Consider the following 23,233-nt stretch of genomic DNA (forward strand, 5'->3'; position numbering starts at 1 on the left):
GGCGGGTTGTGGGCGGTGATCGAACGCAAGTTGGCGAGGTAAAAAACCAGGCATAAAAAAACCGCTTCCGGTAAGGGAAGCGGTTTTCTTACACACGCGCTATCAGAACAACTTCAACGGCGGTGCTTGTTCTTTCAACGGCTCGTTCTTGGCGGTCTGCTCATTCCAGCCACCGCCGAGGGCCTTGTACAGGTTGACCTCGCTGGTCAGCTGCGCCAGGCGGTCGGTGATCAGCGATTGCTGGGCACTGAACAGTTGGCGCTGGGCGTCGAGGAAAGTCAGGTTGCTGTCGACACCAATGCGGTAGCGACGCTCGGCCAGGCGGTAGTAATCCTGGTTAGCCTCGACGAAGCCACGTTGGGCATCCAGTTGCTGCTTGTAGGTCTGACGCGCAGCGAGGCCGTCGGAGACTTCCTGGAAGCCGGTCTGGATGGCTTTCTCGTAGTTGGCCACGTTGATCTCTTTCTGGATCTTCGAGTAGTCCAGGCTTGCGCGCAGGCTACCGGCGTTGAAGATCGGGATGTTGATCTGCGGGGCAAACGCCCAGGTACCCGAACCGCCTTTGAACAGGCCGCCCAGTGTTGGGCTGGCGGTACCGGCACTGGCCGTCAGGCTGATGCTCGGGAAGAACGCCGCACGGGCCGCGCCGATATTGGCATTGGCAGCCTTGAGGTTGTACTCGGCCTGCACAATGTCGGGACGACGTTGCAGCAGGTCTGACGGCAAGCCGGCAGGCACTTCGCTGAGCAGGTCATCGGACAGCGGCTTGCTGGCGATATTCGCCGGCAGGCCGGTGCCCAGCAACAGGGTCAGGCTGTTTTCGTCCTGAGCCACCTGGCGCGTATAACGTGCCAGTTGCACCCGGGCGTTTTCCACCGAGGTGCGTGCCTGGCTGAGGTCCAGCGCCGAGGCCACGCCGACTTCGTTGCTGCGCGAGGTGAGCTTGAAGCTCTGCTCGAACGCACCCAGGGTGTCCTGGGTCAGCTTGAGCAGTTCCTTGTCGGCCTGCCAGGTCAGGTAGGCATTGGCCACGCTGGCCACCAGGCTGATCTGGGTACTGCGCCGCGCTTCTTCAGTGGCGAAGTACTTCTGCAGCGCTTCTTCACTCAGGCTGCGCACGCGACCGAACAGGTCCAGCTCATAAGAGCTGATCCCCAGGCCCGCCGAGTACTGGCTGGCGATAGACGATTCGCCGGTCTGTGACAGCTTGGCCGGGGTGCGCGAACGGCTGCCGTTACCGGTGGCCGATACCGCCGGGAACAGGTCGGCACGCTGGATCTGGTACTGCGCTGCATAGGCGTCGATGTTCAGGGCCGCGACACGCAGGTCACGGTTGTTCACCAATGCGGTCTGGATCAGCTGTTGCAGGGCAGGGTCATGGAAAAACTGCTTCCAGCCCTGCTCGGCAGCGGCCTGGTTCGGCGCCTGGGCCGACGAATACGCCGGCCCCTGCGGGAACTGTGCAGCCACCGGCGCATCGGGGCGCTGATAGTCAGGTATCAGCGAGCAGCCACTGAGCACGAATGCCGTGACGGCTAGGGAAAGTAGCGACTTGCTCATTGGCCAGCCTCTTTAGGAGTTTCAGTAGTGTCTTTCTTTTTGCGTTCGCCGGCCGAGGACACGGTTGCGTAGAACAGTGGCACCCAGAAAATGGCAAGCACAGTGGCGGTGATCATACCGCCGATCACGCCGGTACCGATCGCGTGCTGGCTGCCTGAGCCGGCACCGCTGGAAATCGCCAGCGGCAGTACGCCGAGCACGAACGCCATGGACGTCATGATGATCGGGCGCAGACGCATACGGGACGCTTCGATAGCCGCCTCGACGATGCCTTTGCCTTGCTCGTGCAGCTCTTTGGCGAATTCCACGATCAGGATGGCGTTTTTCGCCGCCAGGCCCACCGTCACCAGCAAGCCCACCTGGAAGAACACGTCGTTGGACAAGCCCCGCATACTGGTAGCGATCAGTGCACCGATCACACCCAGTGGCACAACCAGAATCACCGCTATCGGGATCGACCAGCTTTCGTACAGTGCCGCCAGGCACAGGAACACCACCAGCAGCGACAATGCGTACAGGGCTGGCGCCTGGGAGCCGGACAGGCGTTCTTCGTACGACAGGCCGGTCCAGGCATAGCCGACACCGGCCGGCAGTTCTTTGGCAATGCGTTCGACTTCGGCCATCGCGTCACCGGTACTGTAGCCTGGTGCCGGGGTACCGAGGATTTCCATCGCCGCTACACCGTTGTATCGCGAAAGCTTCGGCGAACCGTAGATCCACTGGCCCGACGAGATGGCCGACAGCGGCACCATTTTTCCGTCGCCGCTGCGTACGTACCATTTGTCCAGGTCTTCCGGCGACATGCGGCTGGCGGCGTCACCTTGCACATACACCTTCTTCACACGACCACGGTCGATGAAGTCGTTGATGTAGCTGCCACCCAAGGCAATGGCCAGGGTCTGCTGGATATCGGCAAGGCTGATGCCCTGGGCACTGGCTTTCTCGTCGTCGACGGTCAGCTCGTACTGCGGTTCATCGTTCACGCCGTTGGGACGTACGCCCGCCAGCACCTTGCTTTGCGCCGCCGCACCGAGGAACTGGTTACGGGCAGCCATCAGCTTGTCGTGGCCCACGCCACCCTGGTCTTGCAGGAACACGTCGAAACCGGTGGCGTTACCCAATTCCAGAACCGAAGGCGGCACGATGGCAAATACCATGGCGTCCTTGAAGGCCCCGAAGAAGTAACCCTGGGCACGCTTGGCCACTTCGAATACCGATTGGGTCGAGTCACGCTCGTCCCACGGCTTGAGCATCACGAACGCAAGGCCCGAGCTCTGGCCACGGCCGGCGAAGTTGAAGCCGTTTACGGTAAACACCGAGTTCACCGACTTGCCTTCGCCTGGCTCACCTTCCTTGTCGTTCAGCAGGAAGGCGCGCATGTCATCGACGACTTTTTGCGTGCGCTCAGCCGAAGCGCCTACCGGTGTCTGCACCTGGGCGAAGATCACACCCTGGTCTTCCTCAGGCAGGAACGCGCTCGGAATACGGGTGAACATCCAGATCATGCCGGCCAGAATCAGCACATACACCAGAAACGCCGGGATCTTGTGCTTGATCATGTTGCCCACGCCGCGCTCGTACTTGAGTACGCCGCTGTCGAAGGTGCGGTTGAACCAGCCAAAGAAGCCGCGCTTGGGCTGGCCGTGCTTTTCCGGATCGATCGGCTTGAGCATGGTGGCGCACAAGGCCGGGGTGAAGATCAGGGCAACCAGTACCGACAACGCCATCGCCGAAACAATGGTGATGGAGAACTGGCGGTAGATCACACCGGTGGAGCCACCGAAGAACGCCATCGGCAGCAATACCGCCGACAGTACCAGGGCAATACCCACCAGGGCGCCCTGGATCTGGCCCATGGACTTGATCGTCGCTTCCTTGGGCGACAGGTGCTCCTCGGCCATGACCCGTTCGACGTTTTCCACCACGACGATGGCATCGTCCACCAGCAAGCCGATGGCCAGGATCATGCCGAACATGGTCAGGGTATTGATGGTGAAGCCGCACGCCGCCAGGATCCCGAAGGTACCCAGCAATACCACCGGTACGGTCATGGTGGTGATGATGGTGGCGCGGAAGTTCTGCAGGAACAGGAACATCACCAGGAACACCAGCACGATCGCTTCGACCAGGGTGTGAACCACGCCGGAGATCGACTCGGTCACGACCGGCGTAGTGTCATAGGGCACCACCGCCTTCATGCCTGGCGGGAAGAACGGTTCCAGAGACTTCACTGTTTCGCGGATGGCCTTGCCGGTGTCCAGTGCGTTGGCACCGGCCGCCAGCTTGATCGCCATACCCGAAGCCGGCTTGCCGTTGAACTGTGCACTGATGCTGTAGTTCTGGCCGCCCAGTTCGATACGCGCGACGTCACCCAGGCGAACCTGCGAGCCGTCGGTGTTCACCTTCATCAGAATCTTGGCGAATTCCTCGGTGCTTTGCAGGCGCGTCTTGCCGATGATCGTAGCGTTCAGCTGGGTGCCGGGCAGGGCAGGCAGGCCGCCCAGTTGGCCGGTGGCCACCTGCACGTTCTGGGCCTTGATGGCATTGCTGACGTCCACTGGCGTGAGCTGGTAATTGTTCAGTTTGGCCGGGTCGAGCCAGATACGCATGGCGTACTGCGAACCGAACACCTGGAAGTCACCCACCCCCGCGGTACGGGAGATCGGGTCCTGGATGTTGGACACGATGTAGTTGGAGAGGTCGTCCTTGGTCATGCTGCCGTCTTCCGACACCAGACCGATCACCATCAGGAAGTTCTTCACCGACTTGGTCACGCGGATACCCTGTTGCTGCACTTCTTGCGGCAGCAGCGGGGTGGCCAGGTTTAGCTTGTTCTGTACCTGAACCTGAGCGATATCCGGGTTGGTACCCTGATTGAACGTCACGGTGATGGTCATGCTGCCGTCGGAGTTACTGTCCGAGGAGACATAACGCAGGTTGTCGATACCGTTGAGCTGTTGCTCGATGACCTGCACCACGGTGTCCTGCACGGTTTGTGCGGAAGCGCCTGGGTAGGTCACCTGGATATCAATGGCCGTTGGCGCAATGGCCGGGTATTGGTTGATGGGCAACTTCAGGATCGAGAGTGCCCCGACCAGCATGATCACCAGGGCAATTACCCAGGCGAAAATGGGGCGGTCGATAAAAAATTTCGACATGGATTACTCCCCTTGACCAGCGGCGGCAGCAGGCGCTGCAGCAGTACCGGCGGGTTTAGCGTTGGCAGCTTCCGTGACCTTCACCTCGGCGCCCGGCTTGACGTATTGCAAGCCTTCGGTGATGACGCGGTCACCGGCATTGAGGCCTTTTTCCACCAACCAGTAGGCACCCGCGGTACGGTTGGCAACCAGTTCGCGTTGCTCGACCTTGTTGTCCTTGTTCACGATCAGCGCCGTCGGAATGCCGCGCAGGTCACGGGTCACGCCTTGCTGCGGAGCCAGGATGGCCTTGCTGTTCACACCGGCCAGCAACTGGGCGTGCACGAACATGCCCGGCAGCAGCACGTGGTCAGGGTTGGGGAACACGGCACGCAGGGTCACGGAACCGGTGGTCTGGTCGACCGACACTTCGGAGAATTCCAGCTTGCCGTCCTGGGCGTAAGGCGTGCCGTCTTCCAGGGTCAGCTTGACCTTGGCTGCGTTTTCGCCGGCCTTCTCCAGCTGGCCGCTTTCCAGGTCGCGGCGCAGTTTCAGCATTTCAGCTGAGGACTGCGTAACGTCGACGTAGATCGGGTCCAGTTGCTGAATCACGGCCATGGCATCGGCCTGGCCATTGCTGACCAGCGCGCCTTCGGTCACCGAAGAACGACCAATGCGCCCGGAGATCGGTGCAAACACTTTGGTGTAGCGCACGTTGATCTGGGCGGTTTGAACGTTTGCTTCGGCGGTCATGCGGTTGGCGACGGCGGTGTCGTATTCCTGACGGCTGACGGCCTGTTCATCGACCAACTGCTTGTAGCGGTCGCTGATGGACTTGGTCTGGGACAGGCTGGCTTGTGCGCTTTTCAGCGTGGCCTCATACACCGACGGGTCGATCTGGTAGAGCTGTTGCCCTTCCTTCACGTCGGCGCCTTCCTTGAACAGGCGCTTGAGAATGATGCCGTTGACCTGAGGCCGCACTTCCGCGATGCGAAAGGCCGTGGTGCGGCCTGGCAGCTCGGTGGTCAGGGTATAGGCTTGCGGTTGAATGGTGACCACGCCGACCTGAGGGGTTTGAGCGGGCGGTGCCGCTTCTTCCTTTTTACATCCGCTGAGCAGCGATGCCAGGGCGACGGCAGTGACCAGAGCGGTAACAGCTGGCTTAAGTTGCATGAAGATCCTCGGGTCAGGCGCGCAGAGTGCGCACAAGAAGTGTGGAAGGGTAAAAAACAAGCCGTGAGTGGATAAGTAGCTTGCTACGCAATATACTTACGTTCATGGTTGTTTGTAAACTCTTGACAGGCTTGGCGCATTGTTGACAAAGCACTGCCGCAAGCCTCGATTCTAGTACGTTCGGTGCCCATGACGGCGTCGTCCCATAATTATTCAGATGATGGTCAAGTACCATCCACAGTGTCCCGATTGAGGTTTTACTGCCATGGTTCGTCGCACCAAAGAGGAAGCTCAGGAAACGCGCAGCCAGATTCTCCAAGCCGCCGAGCAAGCCTTTTATGAGCGCGGCGTCGCGCGGACCACCCTGGCGGACATCGCCACGCTGGCAGGGGTGACGCGCGGGGCTATCTACTGGCACTTCAGCAACAAGTCCGACTTGCTTCAGGCACTGCTCGACACGTTGCACGAGCCCCTGGACGAACTGGCGCGGGCCAGTGAAAGCGAGGACGAAGCCGACCCGCTGGGCTGTATGCGCAAGCTGCTGATTCATCTCTACCATGAAGTGGCCCTGGACCCGAAAACCCGGCGCATCAACGAGATTCTGTTTCATAAGTGCGAGTTCACCGATGAAATGTGTGACATGCGCCGCCAACGCCAGACCCACACCCTTGAGTGCAACCTGCGCATCGGCTTGACGTTGCGTAACGCGGTCCATCGCGGGCAACTTCCAGCCACGCTGGATACCACCCGCGGCGCCGTGTGTATTCATGCCTTTATCCACGGCTTGATCGGCCAGTGGCTGCTGGTGCCTGACAGTTTTCAATTGCATCAGGACGCCGAGCGCTGGGCTGATATAGGGCTGGACATGCTGCGCCTGAGCCCCAGCCTGCGCAATTGAGACAAAATGCGTAATTGCGACCAGTTGTGTCAACAGTAAAGCCTAAGGATCGTCAATCGTCCTTCTGCCTGATTTGTGGGGTGACGTTATATACGGGCTGGCGGGCCGTTGATAGGTAGCCGGCTAAGTATTTTGTAGCGATATTGTTGCCGTTCTGTGAAGCAATGTTTCCGCAGGCGCTACAAACAGGCAAATGTGGGAGGGGGCTTGCCCCCGATTGCGGTGTATCAGTCACTGATGTGTTGACTGAAGCACTGCTATCGGGGGCAAGCCCCCTCCCACATTGGTTTTGCGAATCAGGTTAGATCGGCAGCGTCGGGTAGTCGATGTAACCCACCGGGCCTTTGCCATAGAAGGTTTCTGGGTGCGGTTCGTTCAACGGCGCATCAGCCTTCAAGCGCGCCGGCAGGTCCGGGTTGGCGATGAAAGGAATACCGAAGGCCACCGCATCCGCTTTGCCCGCCGCCAGCCAGGCGTTGGCGCTGTCTTTGGTGAAACGTTCGTTGGCGATGTAGACGCCGCCGAAGGCTTTTTTCAGTTGTGGGCCGAGGCTGTCCGCGCCTTCTTTTTCACGGGAGCAGATGAAGGCGATGCCACGCTTGCCCAGTTCGCTGGCGACGTAGGTGAAGGTTTCGGCCAGGTTGGCGTCGCCCATGTCGTGCGCATCGCCACGCGGTGCCAGGTGCACGCCCACGCGGCCGGCGCCCCACACTTCGATGGCGGCGTCGGTGACTTCCAGCAGCAGGCGCGCACGGTTTTCCAGGGAGCCGCCGTATTGGTCGGTGCGCTGGTTGGTGCTGCTTTGCAGGAACTGGTCGAGCAGGTAGCCGTTGGCGCCGTGGATTTCCACGCCGTCAAAGCCTGCGGCCTTGGCGTTTTCGGCGCCCACGCGGTAAGCGTCGACGACGTCGGCGATTTCAGCGGTTTCCAGGGCGCGCGGGGTAGGGTAGTCGGCCAGTGGGCGCACCAGGCTGACGTGGCCTTTGGCCTGGATCGCGCTGGGGGCCACCGGGGTTTCGCCGTCCAGGTACGACTCGTGGGAAATGCGACCCACATGCCACAGTTGCAGGAAGATCTTGCCGCCCGCGCCATGCACAGCCTTGGTGATGTTGGCCCAGCCGCGCACCTGGTCGTTGGACCAGATGCCCGGCGTGTCCGGGTAGCCCACGCCCATGGGCGTCACGGAGGTGGCTTCGCTGAGGATCAGCCCGGCGGATGCGCGCTGCACGTAATACTCGGCCATCAGCGCGTTGGGCACGCGGCCGGCATCGGCACGGCAGCGGGTCAGTGGCGCCATGATGATGCGGTTCGACAGTTCCAGGTCGCCCAGTGTGATCGGATCGAAAATAGTCGTCATGGGAAAACACCTTTGTCTTTAAGTTGATCAGTTGGTCGCGGGGGCCAGGTCGGCATCGCCGCTCTGGCGGAAGGTAATCAGGGTCACCAGCAGCGCGAGAATCGCCAGTGCTGCAGCGGCCAGGGGCACGCTTGTCAGGCCGAAGCCGTGGGCAATCACGCTGCCACCGACCCAGGCGCCGAGGGCGTTACCGATGTTGAAGGCACCGATGTTCAGGGTGGACACCAGGTTGGGGGCGGCCTTGCCGAAGGTCACCACGTTGATCTGCAGCGCTGGTACGGCGGCAAACGAGGCGGTGGCCCACAGGAACAGGGTGATTTCGGTCGGTATCAGTGCAACGCTGGTCCAGCTCAATACCGTGGAAACCACCGCCATGCTGATGAACACGCCGATCAGGGTGGCCGCCAGGCGTTTGTCGGCCAGCTTGCCGCCGATGATGTTGCCCACCGTGAGGCCCAGGCCGATCAACAGCAGGGTCCAGGTCACGCCTTTGGGCGACACGCCGGTCACATCGCCCAGCAGCGGGGCTACGTAGGTAAAGAGGGTGAACATGGAGGCGGCGAACAGCGCCGTCATGCTCAGCGACAACCAGATACCCGCGCCTTTGAGGGCAGCGAGTTCGGCGCGCATGTCGAGTTTTTCTTCGTCACGCTTGGCCGGCAGGAAGCGGATCAGGCCGATCAAGGCGATCACGCCAATCACGGTCACTGCCCAAAAGGTCGAGCGCCAGCCAGCTTCCTGACCCAGTGCAGTGCCCAACGGCACGCCGAGCACGTTGGCCAGGGTCAAACCGGTGAACATCAAGGCCACCGCAGAAGCGCGTTTATTGGCCGGCACCAGGTTGGCCGCCACCACGGAACCGATCCCGAAGAAGGCACCGTGGCACAGCGCCGTGACGACGCGGGCAAACATCAGCACGTTGTAGTCACTGGCCAAGGCGCAGAGGAGGTTGCCGACAATAAAGATGCCCATCAACGCTACCAGAGCGGCCTTGCGTGGCAGCCTGGCGGTGGCCAGTGCCATGAAGGGCGCACCGATGGCCACGCCCAAGGCGTAGCCGGTGACCAGCCAGCCGGCGCCGGGAATCGACACACCCAGGTCCGCCGCGACATCGGGCAGCAGCCCCATGATGACGAACTCGGTGGTGCCGATGGCGAAGGCGCTCAGGGCCAGTATGAGGAGCGAGAGGGGCATTTGCGTTTCCTTGGTTATTGCGGTGCGCTGAGTTCGGTTATGAGCGCCGTGAGAAAGGCTTGGATCGTCTCCTCATTGCGTTTGAAAAAGTGCCATTGCCCGGCCTTCTGGCTGCTGATCAATCCCGCCCGTTGCAAGGTTGCCAGGTGCGCCGACACGGTCGACTGGGACAGGCCGCAGCGCTGGTCGATCTGCCCGGCGCAGATGCCGTATTCGTGGTTGTGCAGTTGCTCGGGGAATTGCACTTTCGGGTCTTTGAGCCAGGTGAGGATGTCTCGTCGTACTGGGTGCGCCAGGGCTTTTATTATTTCGTCGAGGTCGATGGACATGGCAGGGTGCTCGGTGTCGTAAAGCGTTATATCGCGATGAGGCGAACTTTAAATCGTCATATCCCGATATACCAATATGATTTTGATCTGAGGCCAAAGCGAATCGGTATATCGGGTTATAACGATATGAGTGCGGCAGTGATAGACTGCGCGCCATGAATTATCTCGCACATCTGCACCTGGGCGGCCAACTTCCTGCGCAACTGCTGGGCAGCCTGTATGGCGACTTCGTCAAAGGCCGCCTGCAGGGCCAGTTCAGCCCGCAAATCGAAGCAGCGATCCAGTTGCACCGTTCGATTGACCGGTTTACCGATAGCCACCCGTTGGTGGGCGAGGCGTTGTCGCGCTTCAGCCTGACCCGCAGGCGCTATGCCGGGATCGTGCTCGATGTGTTTTTCGATCATTGCCTGGCGCGGGATTGGGCGCTGTATGCCGATCAGCCTCTGGAGCGCTTCACCGCGCAGGTGTACCGCGTGCTGGCCGCAGAACCCGCGTTGCCGGGGCGGCTGGCGCAGATTGCGCCATATATGGCGGCGGATGACTGGCTGGGTTCGTATCGCGAGTTCGCGGTGATGGAGCAGGTGCTGCGTGGAATTTCGCGGCGGCTGACTGACCCGCAGGCACTCGGATTTGCGATGCACGAGTTGCGCGAGCTTTATAAGCCGTTAAGTGAAGATTTCCGGGTGTTCTATCCCCAATTGCAGAGATTTGCGCAGATCCAACTGACCACCGATGTCTAAATGTGGGAGGGGGCTTGCTCCCGATTGCGGTGTGTCAGTCACTGTCTATGTTGACTGAACAACTGCTATCGGGAGCAAGCCCCCTCCCACATATGACTGTGCCCGCTTTATGCCGCGAACGCAGGTCGAGCAGCCACTTGCTCAGCTTCCGGCACCGGGCCAAACAACGCCTTTTGCACCGCCTGCTGCGCCTGATACGCCAGTGCCGCGCGTTCCTGCCCGGCGCAGGCAATCGGCTTGAGCAGATGAATCTGCACATCGCCCTGGTCGTTGGAAAACAAGCGCATCAAGTGCGAGAGCAAATCGTCATCGCCAATGAACGGCGCCAGCGGATCAACCCCACCGTCACGCAGATAACGAATCGCCACCGGTTGCAGCGACACATCCGCATCGATTGCACTGGCCAGCAAACGCCCGTGAAAAGTACGCAAGCTGCGCCCGTCGGTAGTGGTGCCCTCGGGGAACATCAGCAGCGGGTGCTGTTGCTCCAGATGGCGGGTCATCTGTTTGCGGATCAACTGGCTGTCACCCGCGCCACGACGAATGAACAGACTGCCGGCCTTGGCCGCCAGCCAGCCGGCTACCGGCCAGGTGCGGACTTCGGCCTTGGACAAAAACGACAGCGGCGTGACCATGCCCAGCAGTGGAATGTCGGTCCAGGACACGTGATTGCTCACCCACAGCATCGGCGCTTGCGGCAACTCGCCGTGCACCGTTACGCGAAAGGGCAGGGCGTTGCTCAATCGCGCCATAAAGAACCGCGACCAACGCTGGCGCCGCACCATCGAATTGGCCACGCCCAGACGTTCGAACAGGCCAAACACACTGGCCATGCTCAAGCCCAGCGCCACCACCAACAGCACGCGGGCGATGCGCCCGTAGATGCGCAGGCGGTTCATCACATCGCCGCCTTGAAGTGGCGCGCGTAGCGCGGGCACAACTCATCGCGCTTGAGCAGGATGAACACATCGGCCACCTGGAAGTCTTCATCCCAGCACGGCTCGCCGCAGATCTTCGCGCCCAGGCGCATATAAGCTTTGAGCAGCGGTGGCATTTCGGCGATGACGTTGGACGGCAAGTCCAGGGCCGGCAGTGGCTTTTTCGGCTCGGCGCGCAGGTGTTCGTTGCACAGGTAGCGCTCGCGCAAGCGCTGCATGATTGCGTGGGCCTGAATGCCGCCATCGTGCATCGGGATGCTCGCGCAGCCCATCAGGTAGCTGTAGCTGCCCTGGTTGAGCACTTCGGCCAGTTCGCCCCAGAGCACCGCGATGGTGCCGCCGTTGCGGTAAGCCGGGTCGACGCAGGTGCGACCGATTTCCAGGATCGGGCCCTGCAAGTGCAGCAAGCCATGCAGGCTGAATTCTTCTTCGCTGTAGAACCGGCCCAAAGTGCTGGCGGCCTGGTGGTCGAGCAGACGGGTGGTGGCGACGAGTCGACCGCTGTTCAAGTCCCGCACGCCGATGTGGCTGCAGTGAACATCATAGTCATCCATGTCCAGGCCCAGTTCCGCGCCTTTCAGCTTGGCGTTGAACTCGCCGCTGAACACGTTGAACCGCAGGGCCTGGGCTTCCTGCAAGGCCTTGGCGCCCACCAGGCGTTCGGCTTGCAGACGGCGTTCATTGCCTTTGTCGCTGATGCGGGCGATCTGAGTCATAGCGAGTCTCCGGGTGCCGGCCAGGTTGCGGCCAGTCGACTTTGTTGTCCAAAGTCAGGCTATGTAGCCTCGGTGTCATCTCCATGAACTTACGGTGACGGTTGGGTGACAGCCCCCGTGTAGCAAATCTGTCATTGGTCTGCGCTAGGCTCGCGGGCTTGAATGCCCCCTTGAGTTCGTGCCCATGGTCCGAGGCCTGCTGTGCGTTGTTGTGCTTTTAGTCACCGCTACCGTCCGCGCTGAAACCTGGCCCGAAAAAGAATGGGCCACGGGCACGTCACTTGAAGGTCCTGCTGTCGATGCCCTGAACGCCTATGCTTTCCCAACCCGTGACGACACCACCCGCAAAGGCATTCGTACCGACGCGCTGCTGGTCATTCGTGACGGCGAAATCATCTACGAACGCTACGCCGCGCCAACCACCGCCAGCACGCCGCACCTGACCTGGTCGGTGAGCAAAAGCCTGATGGCCACTATGCTCGGCGTGGCCTACGGCGAAAACCGTTTCAAGCTCACCGACCCGGCCGCACGTTTTTACCCGCCAATGAAGCAACACCCCAAGGTGAGCATGGCCGACTTGCTCCATTGGGCTTCGGGGCTGGATTGGCAGGAGGACTATGAATACGCCCCGTTGAAGTCTTCTGTTGTGGCGATGCTCTATACCCGTGGGCGTGACGATATGGCGCAATTTGCCGCCGATACCGAAGCCGCCGCCGAGCCCGGCCAGGCGTTCCGTTATTCCAGTGGCGACAGCAATATTCTGTCCGCTGCGCTTAAAGGGATGCTCGGCCACCAGGCGTACATGAGCTATCCGTGGGATGCGCTGTTCAAGCCATTGGGCATTCGCAACGCGACGTGGGAAACCGATGCCGACGAAACCTTTGTTGCCTCGTCCTACGCCTACCTCACTGCTCGCGATCTGGCGCGGGTCGGGCTGCTGATGGCACGGGAAGGGCGCTGGGGTGAGCAACAGTTGCTGCCCAAAGAGTGGGTGGCTTTCAATCGGCGGCCTTTCGACAAATACAAAGCCGGCCAGGATGAAGCGGTACCGGGCGGCCACTGGTGGCTCAACAAGGGTACGCCCCAACCCTGGCCCGACGCGCCGACCGACACCTTCGCTGCGCTGGGGCACTGGGGTCAGGCACTGTTTGTACTGCCCGACGAGCACTTGGTGATCGTGCGCTACGGCGATGACCGCGATGGCAGCTACCGCCACAACGAACTGCTCAAGCGCGTGCTGGCGGCGGTGCGGTCATGATTCGTCGTCGGCCATTTACCAGCCTGCTGCTACTGCTGTTGCTGGCCCTATTGGGTTGGGTATGGCACGAGCGCGTCAACCTGCAAGCCTTCCCCGACATCATCGCGGCGTACACGGCCAAGGAGTATTGCTCGTGTCGGTATGTGGAGAACAACCCGGCGCAGTATTGCCGTGGGTATGTGAAGCAGTACGTGCCGACCAGTGCGTTGATCGACACGCCGGAGCGCAGTGAAGTGACGGCGAGTGGGTTGGGGCGTACGCATACGGCGCGGTGGTTGGGCGACCGTCAAGGCTGCCGCCTCAACCCCTGACACACCCAAACTCCCCTGTGGGAGCTGGCTTGCCTGCGATAGCGTCAGGTCAGCCAACATCACTGGTGCCTGTGCCGCCGTCATCGCAGGCAAGCCAGCTCCCACATTTAGATTATCTGCGTGGGTTCTCGGAAAAAGAACCGGCCCTGAGGTTCCACAGGGTGGAACCACCTTTGATTGTCCTCAGCCCCACATCGCGCTTAGCTGTCGATGTGTCGCCAACAAGAACGGGACCACCCGCCTGTGAGGAGAATCACCATGCGCCCACACCAGCACATTCTGGATTGGCTCAGCGATGTCGCCAGCGACTTGCACGCTGTGCGCCACGATATCCACGCCCATCCCGAACTCGGCTTTGAAGAGAACCGCACCTCAGCGCTGGTCGCGCAGTCCCTGCGGGATTGGGGGTATGAGGTGCATACCGGCATTGGCAAAACCGGTGTGGTCGGGGTGCTGCGCAATGGCAGCAGTTCGCGCACGCTGGGTATTCGTGCCGATATGGACGCCTTGCCCATCATCGAAAACACCGGTGCGGCCTACACCAGCCAGCACGCCGGTTGCATGCACGCCTGCGGGCATGACGGCCACACCACCATGCTGCTCGGCGCTGCCCGCTACCTGGCGGCGACCCGGCAATTCGACGGCACCCTGAATCTGATTTTCCAACCCGCCGAAGAAGGCCAGGGCGGTGCCGAGGCGATGTTGGCGGATGGTTTGCTGGAGCGCTTCCCGTGTGACGGCCTGTTCGGCATGCACAATATGCCGGGCTTGCCGGCGGGGCATTTGGGATTAAGAGTTGGCCCGATGATGGCGTCCCAGGACTTGCTCACTGTCACCCTTGAAGGCGTCGGCGGCCATGGTTCCATGCCGCACCTCACGGTCGATCCACTGGTGGCTGCAGCGAGTATGGTCATGGCCTTGCAGACGGTAGTAGCGCGCAATATCGATACCCAGGAAGCCGCCGTGGTTACGGTCGGTGCGCTGCAAGCCGGCCAGGCCGCCAACGTGATTCCCCAGCAAGCCTTGCTGCGCCTGAGCCTGCGTGCACTCAACCCCAAGGTGCGCGAACAGATGCTGGAGCGGGTCAACGCTATCATCAACACCCAGGCCGCCAGCTTCGGCTGCACCGTGCAGATCGAGCACCGTCCGGCCTACCCGGTGCTGGTCAACCATGGCGAAGAAACCGAATTCGCTCGCCAGGTCGGTGTGGCCTTGCTCGGCGCCGATGCGGTGGACGGCAACACTCGCACGCTGATGGGCAGTGAAGACTTCGCCTGGATGCTGCAACGCTGCCCCGGCAGTTACCTGTTTATCGGCAACGGCGTGTCGCGGCCAATGGTGCATAACCCCGCCTATGACTTCAACGACGACATCCTGCTGACCGGCGCCGCCTATTGGGGCGCGTTGGCCGAGAGCTGGCTCAAGCCTGCCTGACGACCGCACTTTTTTCTGCCGCTGGACCCTTTCCCTTATCGGTTGAATGGAGTGCTCCTCATGCAGACTTTAAAACCAGGCGTCTCGCGCACCCGCCAAGTGGTGGCCGCCGTGATCGGCAATGCACTGGAATGGTATGACTTCATCGTCTACGGCTTTCTCGCCAGCATTATCGCCCGGCAGTTTTTCCCGTCGGAGGATGAATACGCTTCGCTGCTGATGGCCCTGGCCACCTTTGGCGTGGGCTTTTTCATGCGGCCGGTGGGCGGGATCCTGTTGGTATCTACGCCGACCGCAAAGGCCGCAAAGCCGCGATGCAATTGATTATTCGGCTGATGACCGTGTCTATCGCGCTGATCGCCTTCGCCCCCAACTACGCCGCCATCGGTATGGGCGCGCCGTTGCTGATTGTGGTGGCGCGGATGCTTCAGGGGTTTGCCACGGGCGGTGAATATGCCAGCGCCACGGCGTTTCTGGTGGAGAGCGCACCGGCCCATCGCAAGGGGTTGTATGGTTCCTGGCAATTGGTGGGGCAGTGCCTGGCGGTGTTTGGTGGTGCGGCGATGGTGGCGCTGGTCACGCACTTCTTCTCCCCCGAAACCCTCGACCTGTGGGGCTGGCGCCTGCCGTTTGTGCTGGGCTTGCTGATCGGCCCGGTGGGGTTGTGGATCCGGCGGCACATGGAGGACCCGGAAGAGTTTATCCAGGCGCGTAAAAACGCTACCGGCCCGGCGCCGAGCCTGATGCAGGTGCTGCGTGAACATAGGCGCAGCATCCTGGTGTCCATGGGCCTGGCGTGCGGGGCGACGGTGTCGTTCTATGTGGTGTTGGTGAACATGCCGACCTTCGCCCACAAGAATCTCGGCCTGCCGTTGGACCAGGTGCTGATGGTGCAGATGTTTGCGGTGGCGCTGATGACCGTGGTGATTCCCTTGTCCGGCCTGCTCTCGGATCGCTTGGGGCGGCGACCGGTGTTGATGGCCTTCACTCTGGCGTTCTTCGTGATGGTCTACCCGTTGTATGTATGGGTGGCTGCCGCGCCGTCCATCGAGCGCTTGCTGGTGATGCAGGTAATGCTGTGCACGGCCATTGGCGGGTTCTTCGGCCCGGCGCCGACGGCGTTGGCTGAACAGTTTCCCATCGAGGTGCGCTCGACCGGCGTGTCAGTGGCCTATAACGTGGCGGTGATGGTGTTCGGCGGTTTTGCGCCGTTGATCGTGACCTGGTTGAGTAAGGTGCTGGGCACGCCGGTGGCGCCGTCGTTCTACGTATTGTTCGCGTGCGTGCTGACGCTGCTCGGCACTTATTGCATGCGCGAGGCACCACGAGCGAGCAAACCGCTGCCGTTTTCCAGAGAGGTGAAGCCTTGAGTATTGTCGATTGGGATGCCACGCAACTGTCGCAGGCGATCCATGGGCGGCAGGTATCGTGCGAAGAGGTGATGCAGACGTACCTGGCGCAGATCCAGCGTTTCAACCCCCGTGTGAATGCGCTGGTGTCGTTGCGCGACAGCGAGGTTGTGCTGGCCGAGGCTAGGGCCTGCGACCGTGAGCTGTACCAGGGTCAATCCCGCGGTTGGATGCATGGCATGCCCCAGGCCATCAAAGATCTGGCGGCGACCCAAGGTTTGCGTACCACCTTGGGCTCACCGTTGTTTGCCGAGCACGTGCCCAGCGAAGACGCCATCAGCGTGGCGCGGGTGCGCGCCAGTGGCGCGATCATCATCGGCAAGACCAACGTGCCGGAGTTTGGCCTGGGGTCCCACACCTACAACACGCTGTTCGGCACCACCGGCAATGCCTATGACCCACGCCTGACGGCCGGCGGCAGCAGCGGCGGGGCAGCGGTGGCCCTCGCGTTGCGGATGTTGCCGGTGGCCGATGGCAGCGACATGATGGGCTCGCTGCGCAACCCGGCGGCGTTCAATAACGTGTTCGGCTTGCGCCCGTCCCAGGGCCGCGTGCCCCACGGGCCGATGCCGGAGCTGTTTGTGCAGCAACTGGGCACCGAAGGCCCGATGGGGCGCAGTGTCACGGATGTAGCGCGGCTGCTGAGCATCCAGGCCGGTTACGACCCCCGTGTGCCCTTGTCATCCCAGGACGATCCCGCGATGCTGGGCCAGTCGTTACAGCGCGACTTCAAAGGCACGCGCCTGGGTTGGCTGGGTGACTACAACGGTTATCTGCCGATGCAAGACGGCGTGCTGAGCCTGTGCGAGGCGGCACTCGATGATTTCGCCACGCTGGGCTGCGAGGTGCAAAGCTGCCAGCCGGACTTTTCCCTGGCGCGCCTGTGGCGTTGCTGGCTGGTACACCGCCATTGGCTGGTGCACGGCAACCTCGGCGCGGCCTACGCCAACCCGCGAAAACGCGCATTGCTCAAGCCCGAAGCGCAATGGGAAGTGGAGGGCGGCCAGGGCCTGAGTGCCCAGCAGGTGTACCAGGCGTCGGTGGATCGCAGCGAGTGGTATCGGGCCCTGGCCAAGTTGTTTGAGCGTTACGATTTTCTGCTGTTGCCCACCGCCCAAGTGTTCCCTTTCGATGCACAACAGCCTTGGCCACGCCTCGTTGGCGGGCGCGAAATGGACACCTATCACCGCTGGATGGAAGTGGTGATCGGCCCGACACTCGCCGGTTTGCCGAGCATGAGCATCCCGGTGGGCTTCAACCCCCAAGGGCTGCCCATGGGCCTGCAAGTCATCGGCCCGGCCCAGGCCGACCGAGCCGTGCTGCAACTGGCATTTGCCCATGAACAGCTGACTCAATGGGTGCAACGCCGGCCGCCGGCGTGCATTGCCACCACCACCTGACCTGCGACCGGGCCTGTATCTTGCTGTGTAAAACAGATCATCCACCAGCAACAGGGAGATCGAACATGGAGACAGGCACGGTACGCTCGGTTGAGCGCGCACTGGCAATCGTCGAGTTGCTGGGCGAGCACCAGGCCCTTGGGCTGGAAGAACTGCACTACCTTACGCGGCTGCCCAAGGCCACGGTGTCGCGCATGTTACTGACCTTGCAGGATCAGGGCTGGGTCTACCGCGGCCTGAGCGATCGGCGTTACCGCCTGCGCGCTCGGCGTTTGTTCGGTGATACCCAGCAACGCTTCAAGCGCCAGGTGGTGGAAAGCGCGGCGCCCTGGTTATTGGAGCTCAGCGAGCGCACGGGGTTGGTGGTGGACTTGTCGTGTTTCGACGGCGAGCGCCTGGAAGTCATGGAAAGCGCGATTCCCAGCGTGTTGCGCAAGCTCTACCCGAACAACTGCCAGATCGTCGGTCAGTACGCCAGCCTGTTTCACTCGGCGATGGGCAAGGCATGCCTGACGCAGTTGCCCCTTGATGAAGTGCAGCGGTTGGCGTGTCGCGATCGTGTGGCCGCCGATGAGCAAAGCCATGCTTGCGAGCAAACCCAGCACCAGGGGTTCGGCCAGCGTACCGAGGGCTATTGGGAATACCCGGTGCGTTTGCCCTTCCTGATTCGGGCGGTGGCGTTGCCGGTGCACGCCAATGGCCGGTTGGTGGGGAGCATGGCGTTGCATTGGCCCATGCATCAGGCGCCGGTGGATCGGGTGTTGAACCTGCATATGGCCAGCCTTGAACAGGCGGTGTGCGAAGTTCAGCGAACGCTGGATTAAAAACACCGCAAAACCCTGTGGGAGCTGGCTTGCCTGCGATGGCGATGTATCAGTCAACCATTTCTCGCCTGGCACACCGCCATCGCAGGCAAGCCAGCTCCCACAATGGATTTGCGCCGTTCGTGAGATTGCGCTTAATGTTCGCCCAGGTTTTTTGCCCCATGAGTCTTTATGTTCAATGTCAAACCTCTGGTCTTCGCCCTGCTGACCTGCGCCACCGTGCCTGCCCACGCCGATTGGTACCTGGATAACGAATCCTCGCGCCTGTCTTTCGTCACCACCAAAAACACCGAAATTGCCGAAGTCCACCGCTTCCTGGTGCTGCATGGCAAGGTCGACGCCAAAGGCGCGGCGCAGTTGCAAGTGGAGATGGAGTCGATCAACAGCGGCATCCCGCTGCGCGATGAGCGCATGCGCAAAGAGCTGTTCCAGATCAAGGCCTTTCCCGACGCATTGATCAGCGCACAGATCAATCTGCAACCGATCAACGACCTGGCGTCCGGCGCGCAACAGGAGTTGCGCCTGCCGCTGAGCGTCACCCTGCACGGCAAGACCCAGACCTACAGCGCCGAATTGCTTGCAACGCGCCTGGATGAGCGACGTTTCCAGGTGGTGACCCTGGAGCCTGTGGTGTTGCACGCCGAGGACTTCGATCTGGCGCCGGGTGTGGCGGCGTTGCGCAAGGCGGCGGGGCTCAAGTCGATCAGTTTGTCGGTGCCGGTGGGTGCGGTACTGATCTTCACAGCGCGCTGACATGAGTGGCGCAGTGTTCCCGTGGCGCAGCGCCAATCAATTCGAACTGCTGATCGACGGGCCGAGTTTCTTCCCGCAGATGCTGGTGGGCATCGCCCGGGCCGAGCAGCAGGTGGATCTTGAGCTGTATCTGGTCGAAGCCGGCGCCTGTGCCGACGCGATGGTGCAGGCGCTGGTGCTGGCCGCCGAACGTGGGGTGCAGGTGCGCTGCTTGTTCGATGACTACGGCAGCCTGGCGTTTACCCTTGGGCTGCGCAAGCGCTTGACCGACGCCGGCGTGGAGCTGCGTTTTTACAACCGCCTGAATTGGCGGCGCTGGATGCGCAACCTGTATCGCGACCACCGCAAGCTGCTGCTGATCGACCAGCGCGTTGCCGTGGTCGGTGGTACGGGCGTCACCGATGAGTTCTGGACGCCGGGGCAAGACAGCGCCGATTGGCATGAAGTGATGGTGCAGATCAGCGGCCCGCTGGTACTGGACTGGCAGGCCCTGTTCGACCGGCAATGGCACGCTAACGCCGCGCGCCGTGAATGGAAACCGGCGACCCATTTCGGTTTGCCGCGCTTGCCGAAAGTGCCAGCGACGGGCCCTGGGCTTGGTCGCGTGGCGTACGCCGACGCTCGTCAGCACCGCGATATCCTGCAGTCGTTGATTCGCGCGTTGAACAGCAGCAAAGGGCGTATCTGGCTGGCGACTCCCTATTTTCTGCCGACCTGGAGCGTGCGTCGTGCCTTGCGCCGGGCGGCAGGGCGCGGGGTGGATGTGCGTTTGCTGCTCACCGGGCCCCGTACCGATCACCCGTCAGTACGCTACGCCGGCCATCGTTATTACCCGCGTCTGCTGCGTGCAGGCGTGCAGATTTTTGAATACCAGCCGTGCTTTTTGCACCTGAAGATGGTGCTGGTGGACGATTGGGTCAGCATTGGCTCGTGCAATTTCGACCACTGGAATTTGCGCTTCAACCTGGAAGCCAACCTCGAAGCGTTGGACCCGGGATTGACGGCGGCGGTGGTGGGCAGTTTCGAAGCGGATTTTGCCCAAAGCCAGGTGGTGAGCCTGGAGGCCTGGAAGGCGCGGCCGTTGTGGAAGCGGGTGAAGCAGCGGGTGTGGGGGTGGATTGATCGGTTGGTGGTCAATCTGCTCGACCGGCGCGGCTAACAAGAACAATGAGGTCAAATGTGGGAGGGGGCTTGCTCCCGATGGCGGTGTTTCAGTTAACAGATTCATTGACTGACCCACTGCTATCGGGAGCAAGCCCCCTCCCACATTTTTGACCGCGTCAGGCGTTAGAGCAGTTCAAAGGTCTGCTGCTGCACATCCTGGGAATCCAGCCCGATCTGCACATTGAACTCACCCGGTTCCGCCGCGAACTTGAGCTGGGCGTTGTAGAACTTCAAGTCGTCCTCGGTGATGGTGAAATGCAGCGTGCGCGCTTCGCCGGCCTTGAGCATGACCTTCTGGAAGTTCTTCAGCTCCTTGATCGGGCGGATCATCGAGCCGGCCACATCCTGGATATACAACTGCACCACGGTTTCGCCATCGACCTTGCCGGTGTTCTTCACGGTGACGCTGGCGTCGAGCTTGCCGGTCTTGTTCAGGGTGGTGGACGACAGTGCCATGTCCGACAGGCTGAACTGGGTGTAGCTCAGGCCATAGCCAAAGGGAAACAGGGGACCTGTGGTGTCATCGAAGTACTGCGAGGTGTAGTTGCCCGGCTTGCCTGGGGTGAACGGCCGGCCAATGGTCAGGTGGTTGTAGTAGGTGGGAATCTGCCCTACCGAACGCGGGAAGGTGATCGGCAGCTTGCCCGACGGGTTGTAGTCCCCGAACAGCACGTCGGCGATGGCGTTGCCGCCTTCGGTACCTGCGAACCAGGTTTCCAGGATCGCGTCAGCCTGTTGGTTCTCTTCGAGAATCGACAGCGGGCGGCCGTTCATCAGCACCAGCACCAACGGCTTGCCGGTCGCCTTGAGGGCCTTGATCAGGTCGCGCTGGCTTTGCGGGATGTTCAGGTCGGTACGGCTCGACGACTCGTGGGACATGCCACGGGATTCGCCCACGGCCGCGACGATGACGTCGGCGTTCTTCGCCGCTTTCACCGCTTCGTCGATCAATACTTGGGCAGGGCGTGGGTCATCCACCACTTCCGGAGCATCGAAGTTGAGGAAGTTGAGGTAGTCGAGCACCGCCTTGTCGCCGGTGATGTTGGCACCGCGGGCATAGATCACTTTGCCCTTTTCGCCGATCACGGCGTTCATGCCGTCGAGCAGGGTCACTGATTGCGCAGGTCGGCCGGCAGCCGCCCAACTGCCCATCATGTCGATCGGCGCCTTGGCCAGCGGGCCGACCAGGGCGATGGTCGCGGATTTTTTCAGCGGCAGGGTGTCGTTGTGGTTTTTCAGCAACACCAGGCTACGGCGCGCAATGTCGCGGGCCTCGGCGCGGTGCAGGCGGCTGTCGGCATAGGTGTCGACCGGGTCATCCTCGGCCTTGCCGATGCGCAGGTACGGGTCCTTGAACAGGCCCATGTCGTACTTGGCGCCGAGCACTTCGCGCACGGCATTGTCGATGTCGCTCTGTTCGATCTCGCCGGACTTGAGCAGGCCGGGCAATTCCTTGCCGTACAGCGAGTCGTTCATGCTCATGTCGATGCCGGCCTTGATCGCCAGCTTGGCGGCTTCGCGCCCGTCCTTGGCCACGCCGTGCTTGATCAGCTCGAAGATCGCGCCGTGGTCGCTGACGGTCAGGCCCTTGAAGCCCCAGTCCTTGCGCAGCAGGTCGTTCATCAGCCAGGTGTTGGCGGTGGCGGGCACGCCGTTGATCGAGTTCAACGCGACCATCACGCCGCCGGAACCGGCCTTGATCGCCGCGTGGTAGGGCGGCAGGTAGTCCTGGTACATCTTGACCGGGCTCATGTCGACCACGTTGTAGTCGCGCCCGCCTTCCACCGCGCCATACAGGGCGAAGTGCTTGACGCTGGCCATCAGGCTGTCGGCATTCGCCGGGCTTGCGCCCTGGAACGCCTTGACCATGACTTCGGCAATCCGCGAGACCAGGTAGGTGTCTTCGCCGAAACCTTCGGAGGTACGGCCCCAGCGCGGGTCGCGGGAGATATCGACCATCGGCGCGAAGGTGATGTCGAGGCTGTCGGCAGCGGCTTCCTGGGCGGCGATGCGCCCGGAGCGGCCGATGGCGTCCATGTCCCAGCTGGAGGCCAGGGCCAGGCTGATCGGGAAAATGGTGCGGTGGCCGTGGATCACGTCATAGGCGAAGAACATCGGGATCTTCAAGCGACTGCGCATGGCCGCGTCCTGCATCGGACGGTTTTCCGGGCGGGTGATGGAGTTGAAGGTGCCTCCGATGCGGCCAGCGGCGATTTCCTTGCGGATCATCTCGCGGGGCATTTCCGGGCCGATGCTGATCAGGCGCAATTGGCCGATCTTTTCGTCCAGGGTCATTTGCTTGAGCAGGTCGCTGACGAAGGCGTCCTTGTCTTTAAGCGCAGCAGGCTTTGTTTCTGCCCAGACGGGGTGGGTGGCCAGCGTGGCAACAAGGCCGAGCAAACACAGCTTTTTCATGAATATCCTTTTTCGGCTACTGCGCAGCATTAAACGCATGCTGTCGGCCAAAATGTGGGGAACGTCTATTGTTGTTCGGGTGTTGTTCAGATAAATGCAGCACACTCTGAACTCTTTTTCGCGCTGGGCATCTTTGTAGCTGATTGGCTCGATGCATTCCAGTGGTGGCGGATTATGCCCCAAGCGCGTGGTTTATAGGGTTAGTCGTCAAATTCCATCAAGA

Annotated in this window: 18 protein-coding genes and 1 pseudogene; 10 read left to right on the forward strand and 9 right to left on the reverse strand. The window is 61.5% G+C overall.

Annotation, left to right across the window (positions count from 1 at the left end):
• Positions 1 to 102 precede the first annotated feature (102 nt).
• From adeC to J1G33_RS18370, 3 genes are read right to left on the reverse strand one after another with little or no spacing between them, the layout of a single operon-like run.
• Positions 103 to 1,560, reverse strand: coding sequence for an AdeC/AdeK/OprM family multidrug efflux complex outer membrane factor (gene adeC / locus J1G33_RS18360; RefSeq protein WP_032877316.1), 1,458 nt, complete (start codon positions 1,558 to 1,560; stop codon positions 103 to 105).
• Positions 1,557 to 4,718 (reverse strand): efflux RND transporter permease subunit, encoded by a 3,162-nt coding sequence (locus J1G33_RS18365; protein WP_032877315.1) that lies wholly within the window; start codon positions 4,716 to 4,718, stop codon positions 1,557 to 1,559. Before J1G33_RS18365 ends, adeC begins: the two co-directional genes overlap by 4 nt.
• 3 nt (positions 4,719 to 4,721) lie before the next feature.
• Positions 4,722 to 5,870 (reverse strand): efflux RND transporter periplasmic adaptor subunit, encoded by a 1,149-nt coding sequence (locus J1G33_RS18370; protein ID WP_103733482.1) that lies wholly within the window; start codon positions 5,868 to 5,870, stop codon positions 4,722 to 4,724.
• A gap of 265 nt (positions 5,871 to 6,135) precedes the next feature.
• On the opposite strand from J1G33_RS18370, the gene J1G33_RS18375 reads away from it, so the two are divergent.
• A complete protein-coding gene (locus J1G33_RS18375; protein WP_005785903.1) occupies positions 6,136 to 6,768 on the forward strand; it encodes a TetR family transcriptional regulator in 633 nt (210 codons plus the stop codon).
• 301 nt (positions 6,769 to 7,069) lie between these two features.
• On the opposite strand, the gene J1G33_RS18380 is transcribed toward J1G33_RS18375, so the two are convergent.
• The 3 genes from J1G33_RS18380 to J1G33_RS18390 are packed head-to-tail and all read right to left on the reverse strand — an operon-like array spanning position 7,070 to position 9,648.
• Complete coding sequence (locus J1G33_RS18380; protein WP_148852399.1) at positions 7,070 to 8,125, reverse strand: alkene reductase; 1,056 nt, start codon at positions 8,123 to 8,125, stop codon at positions 7,070 to 7,072.
• A 27-nt stretch (positions 8,126 to 8,152) separates the two neighbouring features.
• A complete protein-coding gene (locus J1G33_RS18385) occupies positions 8,153 to 9,319 on the reverse strand; it encodes an MFS transporter (protein ID WP_005785906.1) in 1,167 nt (388 codons plus the stop codon).
• 14 nt (positions 9,320 to 9,333) lie between these two features.
• Positions 9,334 to 9,648 (reverse strand): helix-turn-helix transcriptional regulator, encoded by a 315-nt coding sequence (locus tag J1G33_RS18390; RefSeq protein WP_032877312.1) that lies wholly within the window; start codon positions 9,646 to 9,648, stop codon positions 9,334 to 9,336.
• Positions 9,649 to 9,803: 155 nt separating this feature from the next.
• On the opposite strand from J1G33_RS18390, the gene J1G33_RS18395 reads away from it, so the two are divergent.
• On the forward strand, positions 9,804 to 10,388 hold the full coding sequence (locus J1G33_RS18395; RefSeq protein WP_005785909.1) for an ACP phosphodiesterase: 585 nt from the start codon (positions 9,804 to 9,806) through the stop codon (positions 10,386 to 10,388).
• Between the two features lie 107 nt (positions 10,389 to 10,495).
• Here the strand turns inward: J1G33_RS18395 and J1G33_RS18400 are convergent, their stop codons facing one another.
• Together J1G33_RS18400 and olsB are read right to left on the reverse strand one after the other, a co-directional pair.
• Positions 10,496 to 11,287, reverse strand: a complete 792-nt coding sequence (locus J1G33_RS18400) for a lysophospholipid acyltransferase family protein (protein WP_032877310.1) — start codon at positions 11,285 to 11,287, stop codon at positions 10,496 to 10,498.
• Positions 11,287 to 12,042 carry an L-ornithine N(alpha)-acyltransferase gene (gene olsB / locus J1G33_RS18405; RefSeq protein ID WP_005785912.1) on the reverse strand — a complete coding sequence of 252 codons (756 nt, stop codon included), beginning with the start codon at positions 12,040 to 12,042 and terminating at the stop codon, positions 11,287 to 11,289. The genes J1G33_RS18400 and olsB overlap by 1 nt, the downstream gene beginning before the upstream one ends.
• 184 nt (positions 12,043 to 12,226) lie before the next feature.
• Here olsB and J1G33_RS18410 point away from each other — a divergent pair, with 184 nt between their 5' ends.
• The 8 genes and pseudogenes from J1G33_RS18410 to J1G33_RS18445 all read left to right on the forward strand — a co-directional run bounded on the left by J1G33_RS18410 (position 12,227) and on the right by J1G33_RS18445 (position 20,590).
• Entirely contained in the window at positions 12,227 to 13,300 is a 1,074-nt protein-coding gene (locus J1G33_RS18410) for a serine hydrolase (RefSeq protein WP_223018519.1), read from the forward strand.
• Entirely contained in the window at positions 13,297 to 13,611 is a 315-nt protein-coding gene (locus J1G33_RS18415) for a hypothetical protein (RefSeq protein ID WP_032877308.1), read from the forward strand. The genes J1G33_RS18410 and J1G33_RS18415 overlap by 4 nt, the downstream gene beginning before the upstream one ends.
• Before the next feature lie 258 nt (positions 13,612 to 13,869).
• Complete coding sequence (locus J1G33_RS18420) at positions 13,870 to 15,045, forward strand: M20 aminoacylase family protein (RefSeq protein WP_005785919.1); 1,176 nt, start codon at positions 13,870 to 13,872, stop codon at positions 15,043 to 15,045.
• Between the two features lie 60 nt (positions 15,046 to 15,105).
• A pseudogene (locus tag J1G33_RS18425) lies at positions 15,106 to 16,415 on the forward strand (citrate-proton symporter).
• Positions 16,412 to 17,854, forward strand: coding sequence for an amidase (locus J1G33_RS18430; protein ID WP_148852394.1), 1,443 nt, complete (start codon positions 16,412 to 16,414; stop codon positions 17,852 to 17,854). Before J1G33_RS18425 ends, J1G33_RS18430 begins: the two are co-directional and overlap by 4 nt.
• Positions 17,855 to 17,919: 65 nt before the next feature.
• Positions 17,920 to 18,678 carry a helix-turn-helix domain-containing protein gene (locus tag J1G33_RS18435; RefSeq protein ID WP_223018520.1) on the forward strand — a complete coding sequence of 253 codons (759 nt, stop codon included), beginning with the start codon at positions 17,920 to 17,922 and terminating at the stop codon, positions 18,676 to 18,678.
• A 171-nt stretch (positions 18,679 to 18,849) separates the two neighbouring features.
• Entirely contained in the window at positions 18,850 to 19,431 is a 582-nt protein-coding gene (locus tag J1G33_RS18440; RefSeq protein WP_148852393.1) for a YceI family protein, read from the forward strand.
• A 1-nt stretch (position 19,432) separates the two neighbouring features.
• A complete protein-coding gene (locus J1G33_RS18445; protein ID WP_005785930.1) occupies positions 19,433 to 20,590 on the forward strand; it encodes a phosphatidylserine/phosphatidylglycerophosphate/cardiolipin synthase family protein in 1,158 nt (385 codons plus the stop codon).
• A 128-nt stretch (positions 20,591 to 20,718) separates the two neighbouring features.
• Here the strand turns inward: J1G33_RS18445 and bglX are convergent, their stop codons facing one another.
• Entirely contained in the window at positions 20,719 to 23,010 is a 2,292-nt protein-coding gene (gene bglX / locus J1G33_RS18450) for a beta-glucosidase BglX (RefSeq protein ID WP_032877304.1), read from the reverse strand.
• Positions 23,011 to 23,233 lie beyond the last annotated feature (223 nt).

The organism is Pseudomonas sp. P867 (assembly GCF_019891455.1).
In the GTDB taxonomy this organism is placed as follows: Bacteria; Pseudomonadota; Gammaproteobacteria; order Pseudomonadales; family Pseudomonadaceae; genus Aquipseudomonas; species Aquipseudomonas synxantha_A.

Excerpts from the sequence above, each read along its gene's own strand:
- adeC (WP_032877316.1), bottom strand. The coding sequence starts at position 1,560 with ATGAGCAAGTCGCTACTTTCCCTAGCCGTCACGGCATTCGTGCTCAGT.
- J1G33_RS18365 (WP_032877315.1), bottom strand. The coding sequence starts at position 4,718 with ATGTCGAAATTTTTTATCGACCGCCCCATTTTCGCCTGGGTAATTGCC.
- J1G33_RS18370 (WP_103733482.1), bottom strand. The coding sequence starts at position 5,870 with ATGCAACTTAAGCCAGCTGTTACCGCTCTGGTCACTGCCGTCGCCCTG.
- J1G33_RS18375 (WP_005785903.1), top strand. The coding sequence starts at position 6,136 with ATGGTTCGTCGCACCAAAGAGGAAGCTCAGGAAACGCGCAGCCAGATT.
- J1G33_RS18380 (WP_148852399.1), bottom strand. The coding sequence starts at position 8,125 with ATGACGACTATTTTCGATCCGATCACACTGGGCGACCTGGAACTGTCG.
- J1G33_RS18385 (WP_005785906.1), bottom strand. The coding sequence starts at position 9,319 with ATGCCCCTCTCGCTCCTCATACTGGCCCTGAGCGCCTTCGCCATCGGC.
- J1G33_RS18390 (WP_032877312.1), bottom strand. The coding sequence starts at position 9,648 with ATGTCCATCGACCTCGACGAAATAATAAAAGCCCTGGCGCACCCAGTA.
- J1G33_RS18395 (WP_005785909.1), top strand. The coding sequence starts at position 9,804 with ATGAATTATCTCGCACATCTGCACCTGGGCGGCCAACTTCCTGCGCAA.
- J1G33_RS18400 (WP_032877310.1), bottom strand. The coding sequence starts at position 11,287 with ATGAACCGCCTGCGCATCTACGGGCGCATCGCCCGCGTGCTGTTGGTG.
- olsB (WP_005785912.1), bottom strand. The coding sequence starts at position 12,042 with ATGACTCAGATCGCCCGCATCAGCGACAAAGGCAATGAACGCCGTCTG.
- J1G33_RS18410 (WP_223018519.1), top strand. The coding sequence starts at position 12,227 with ATGGTCCGAGGCCTGCTGTGCGTTGTTGTGCTTTTAGTCACCGCTACC.
- J1G33_RS18415 (WP_032877308.1), top strand. The coding sequence starts at position 13,297 with ATGATTCGTCGTCGGCCATTTACCAGCCTGCTGCTACTGCTGTTGCTG.
- J1G33_RS18420 (WP_005785919.1), top strand. The coding sequence starts at position 13,870 with ATGCGCCCACACCAGCACATTCTGGATTGGCTCAGCGATGTCGCCAGC.
- J1G33_RS18435 (WP_223018520.1), top strand. The coding sequence starts at position 17,920 with ATGGAGACAGGCACGGTACGCTCGGTTGAGCGCGCACTGGCAATCGTC.
- J1G33_RS18440 (WP_148852393.1), top strand. The coding sequence starts at position 18,850 with ATGTTCAATGTCAAACCTCTGGTCTTCGCCCTGCTGACCTGCGCCACC.
- J1G33_RS18445 (WP_005785930.1), top strand. The coding sequence starts at position 19,433 with ATGAGTGGCGCAGTGTTCCCGTGGCGCAGCGCCAATCAATTCGAACTG.
- bglX (WP_032877304.1), bottom strand. The coding sequence starts at position 23,010 with ATGAAAAAGCTGTGTTTGCTCGGCCTTGTTGCCACGCTGGCCACCCAC.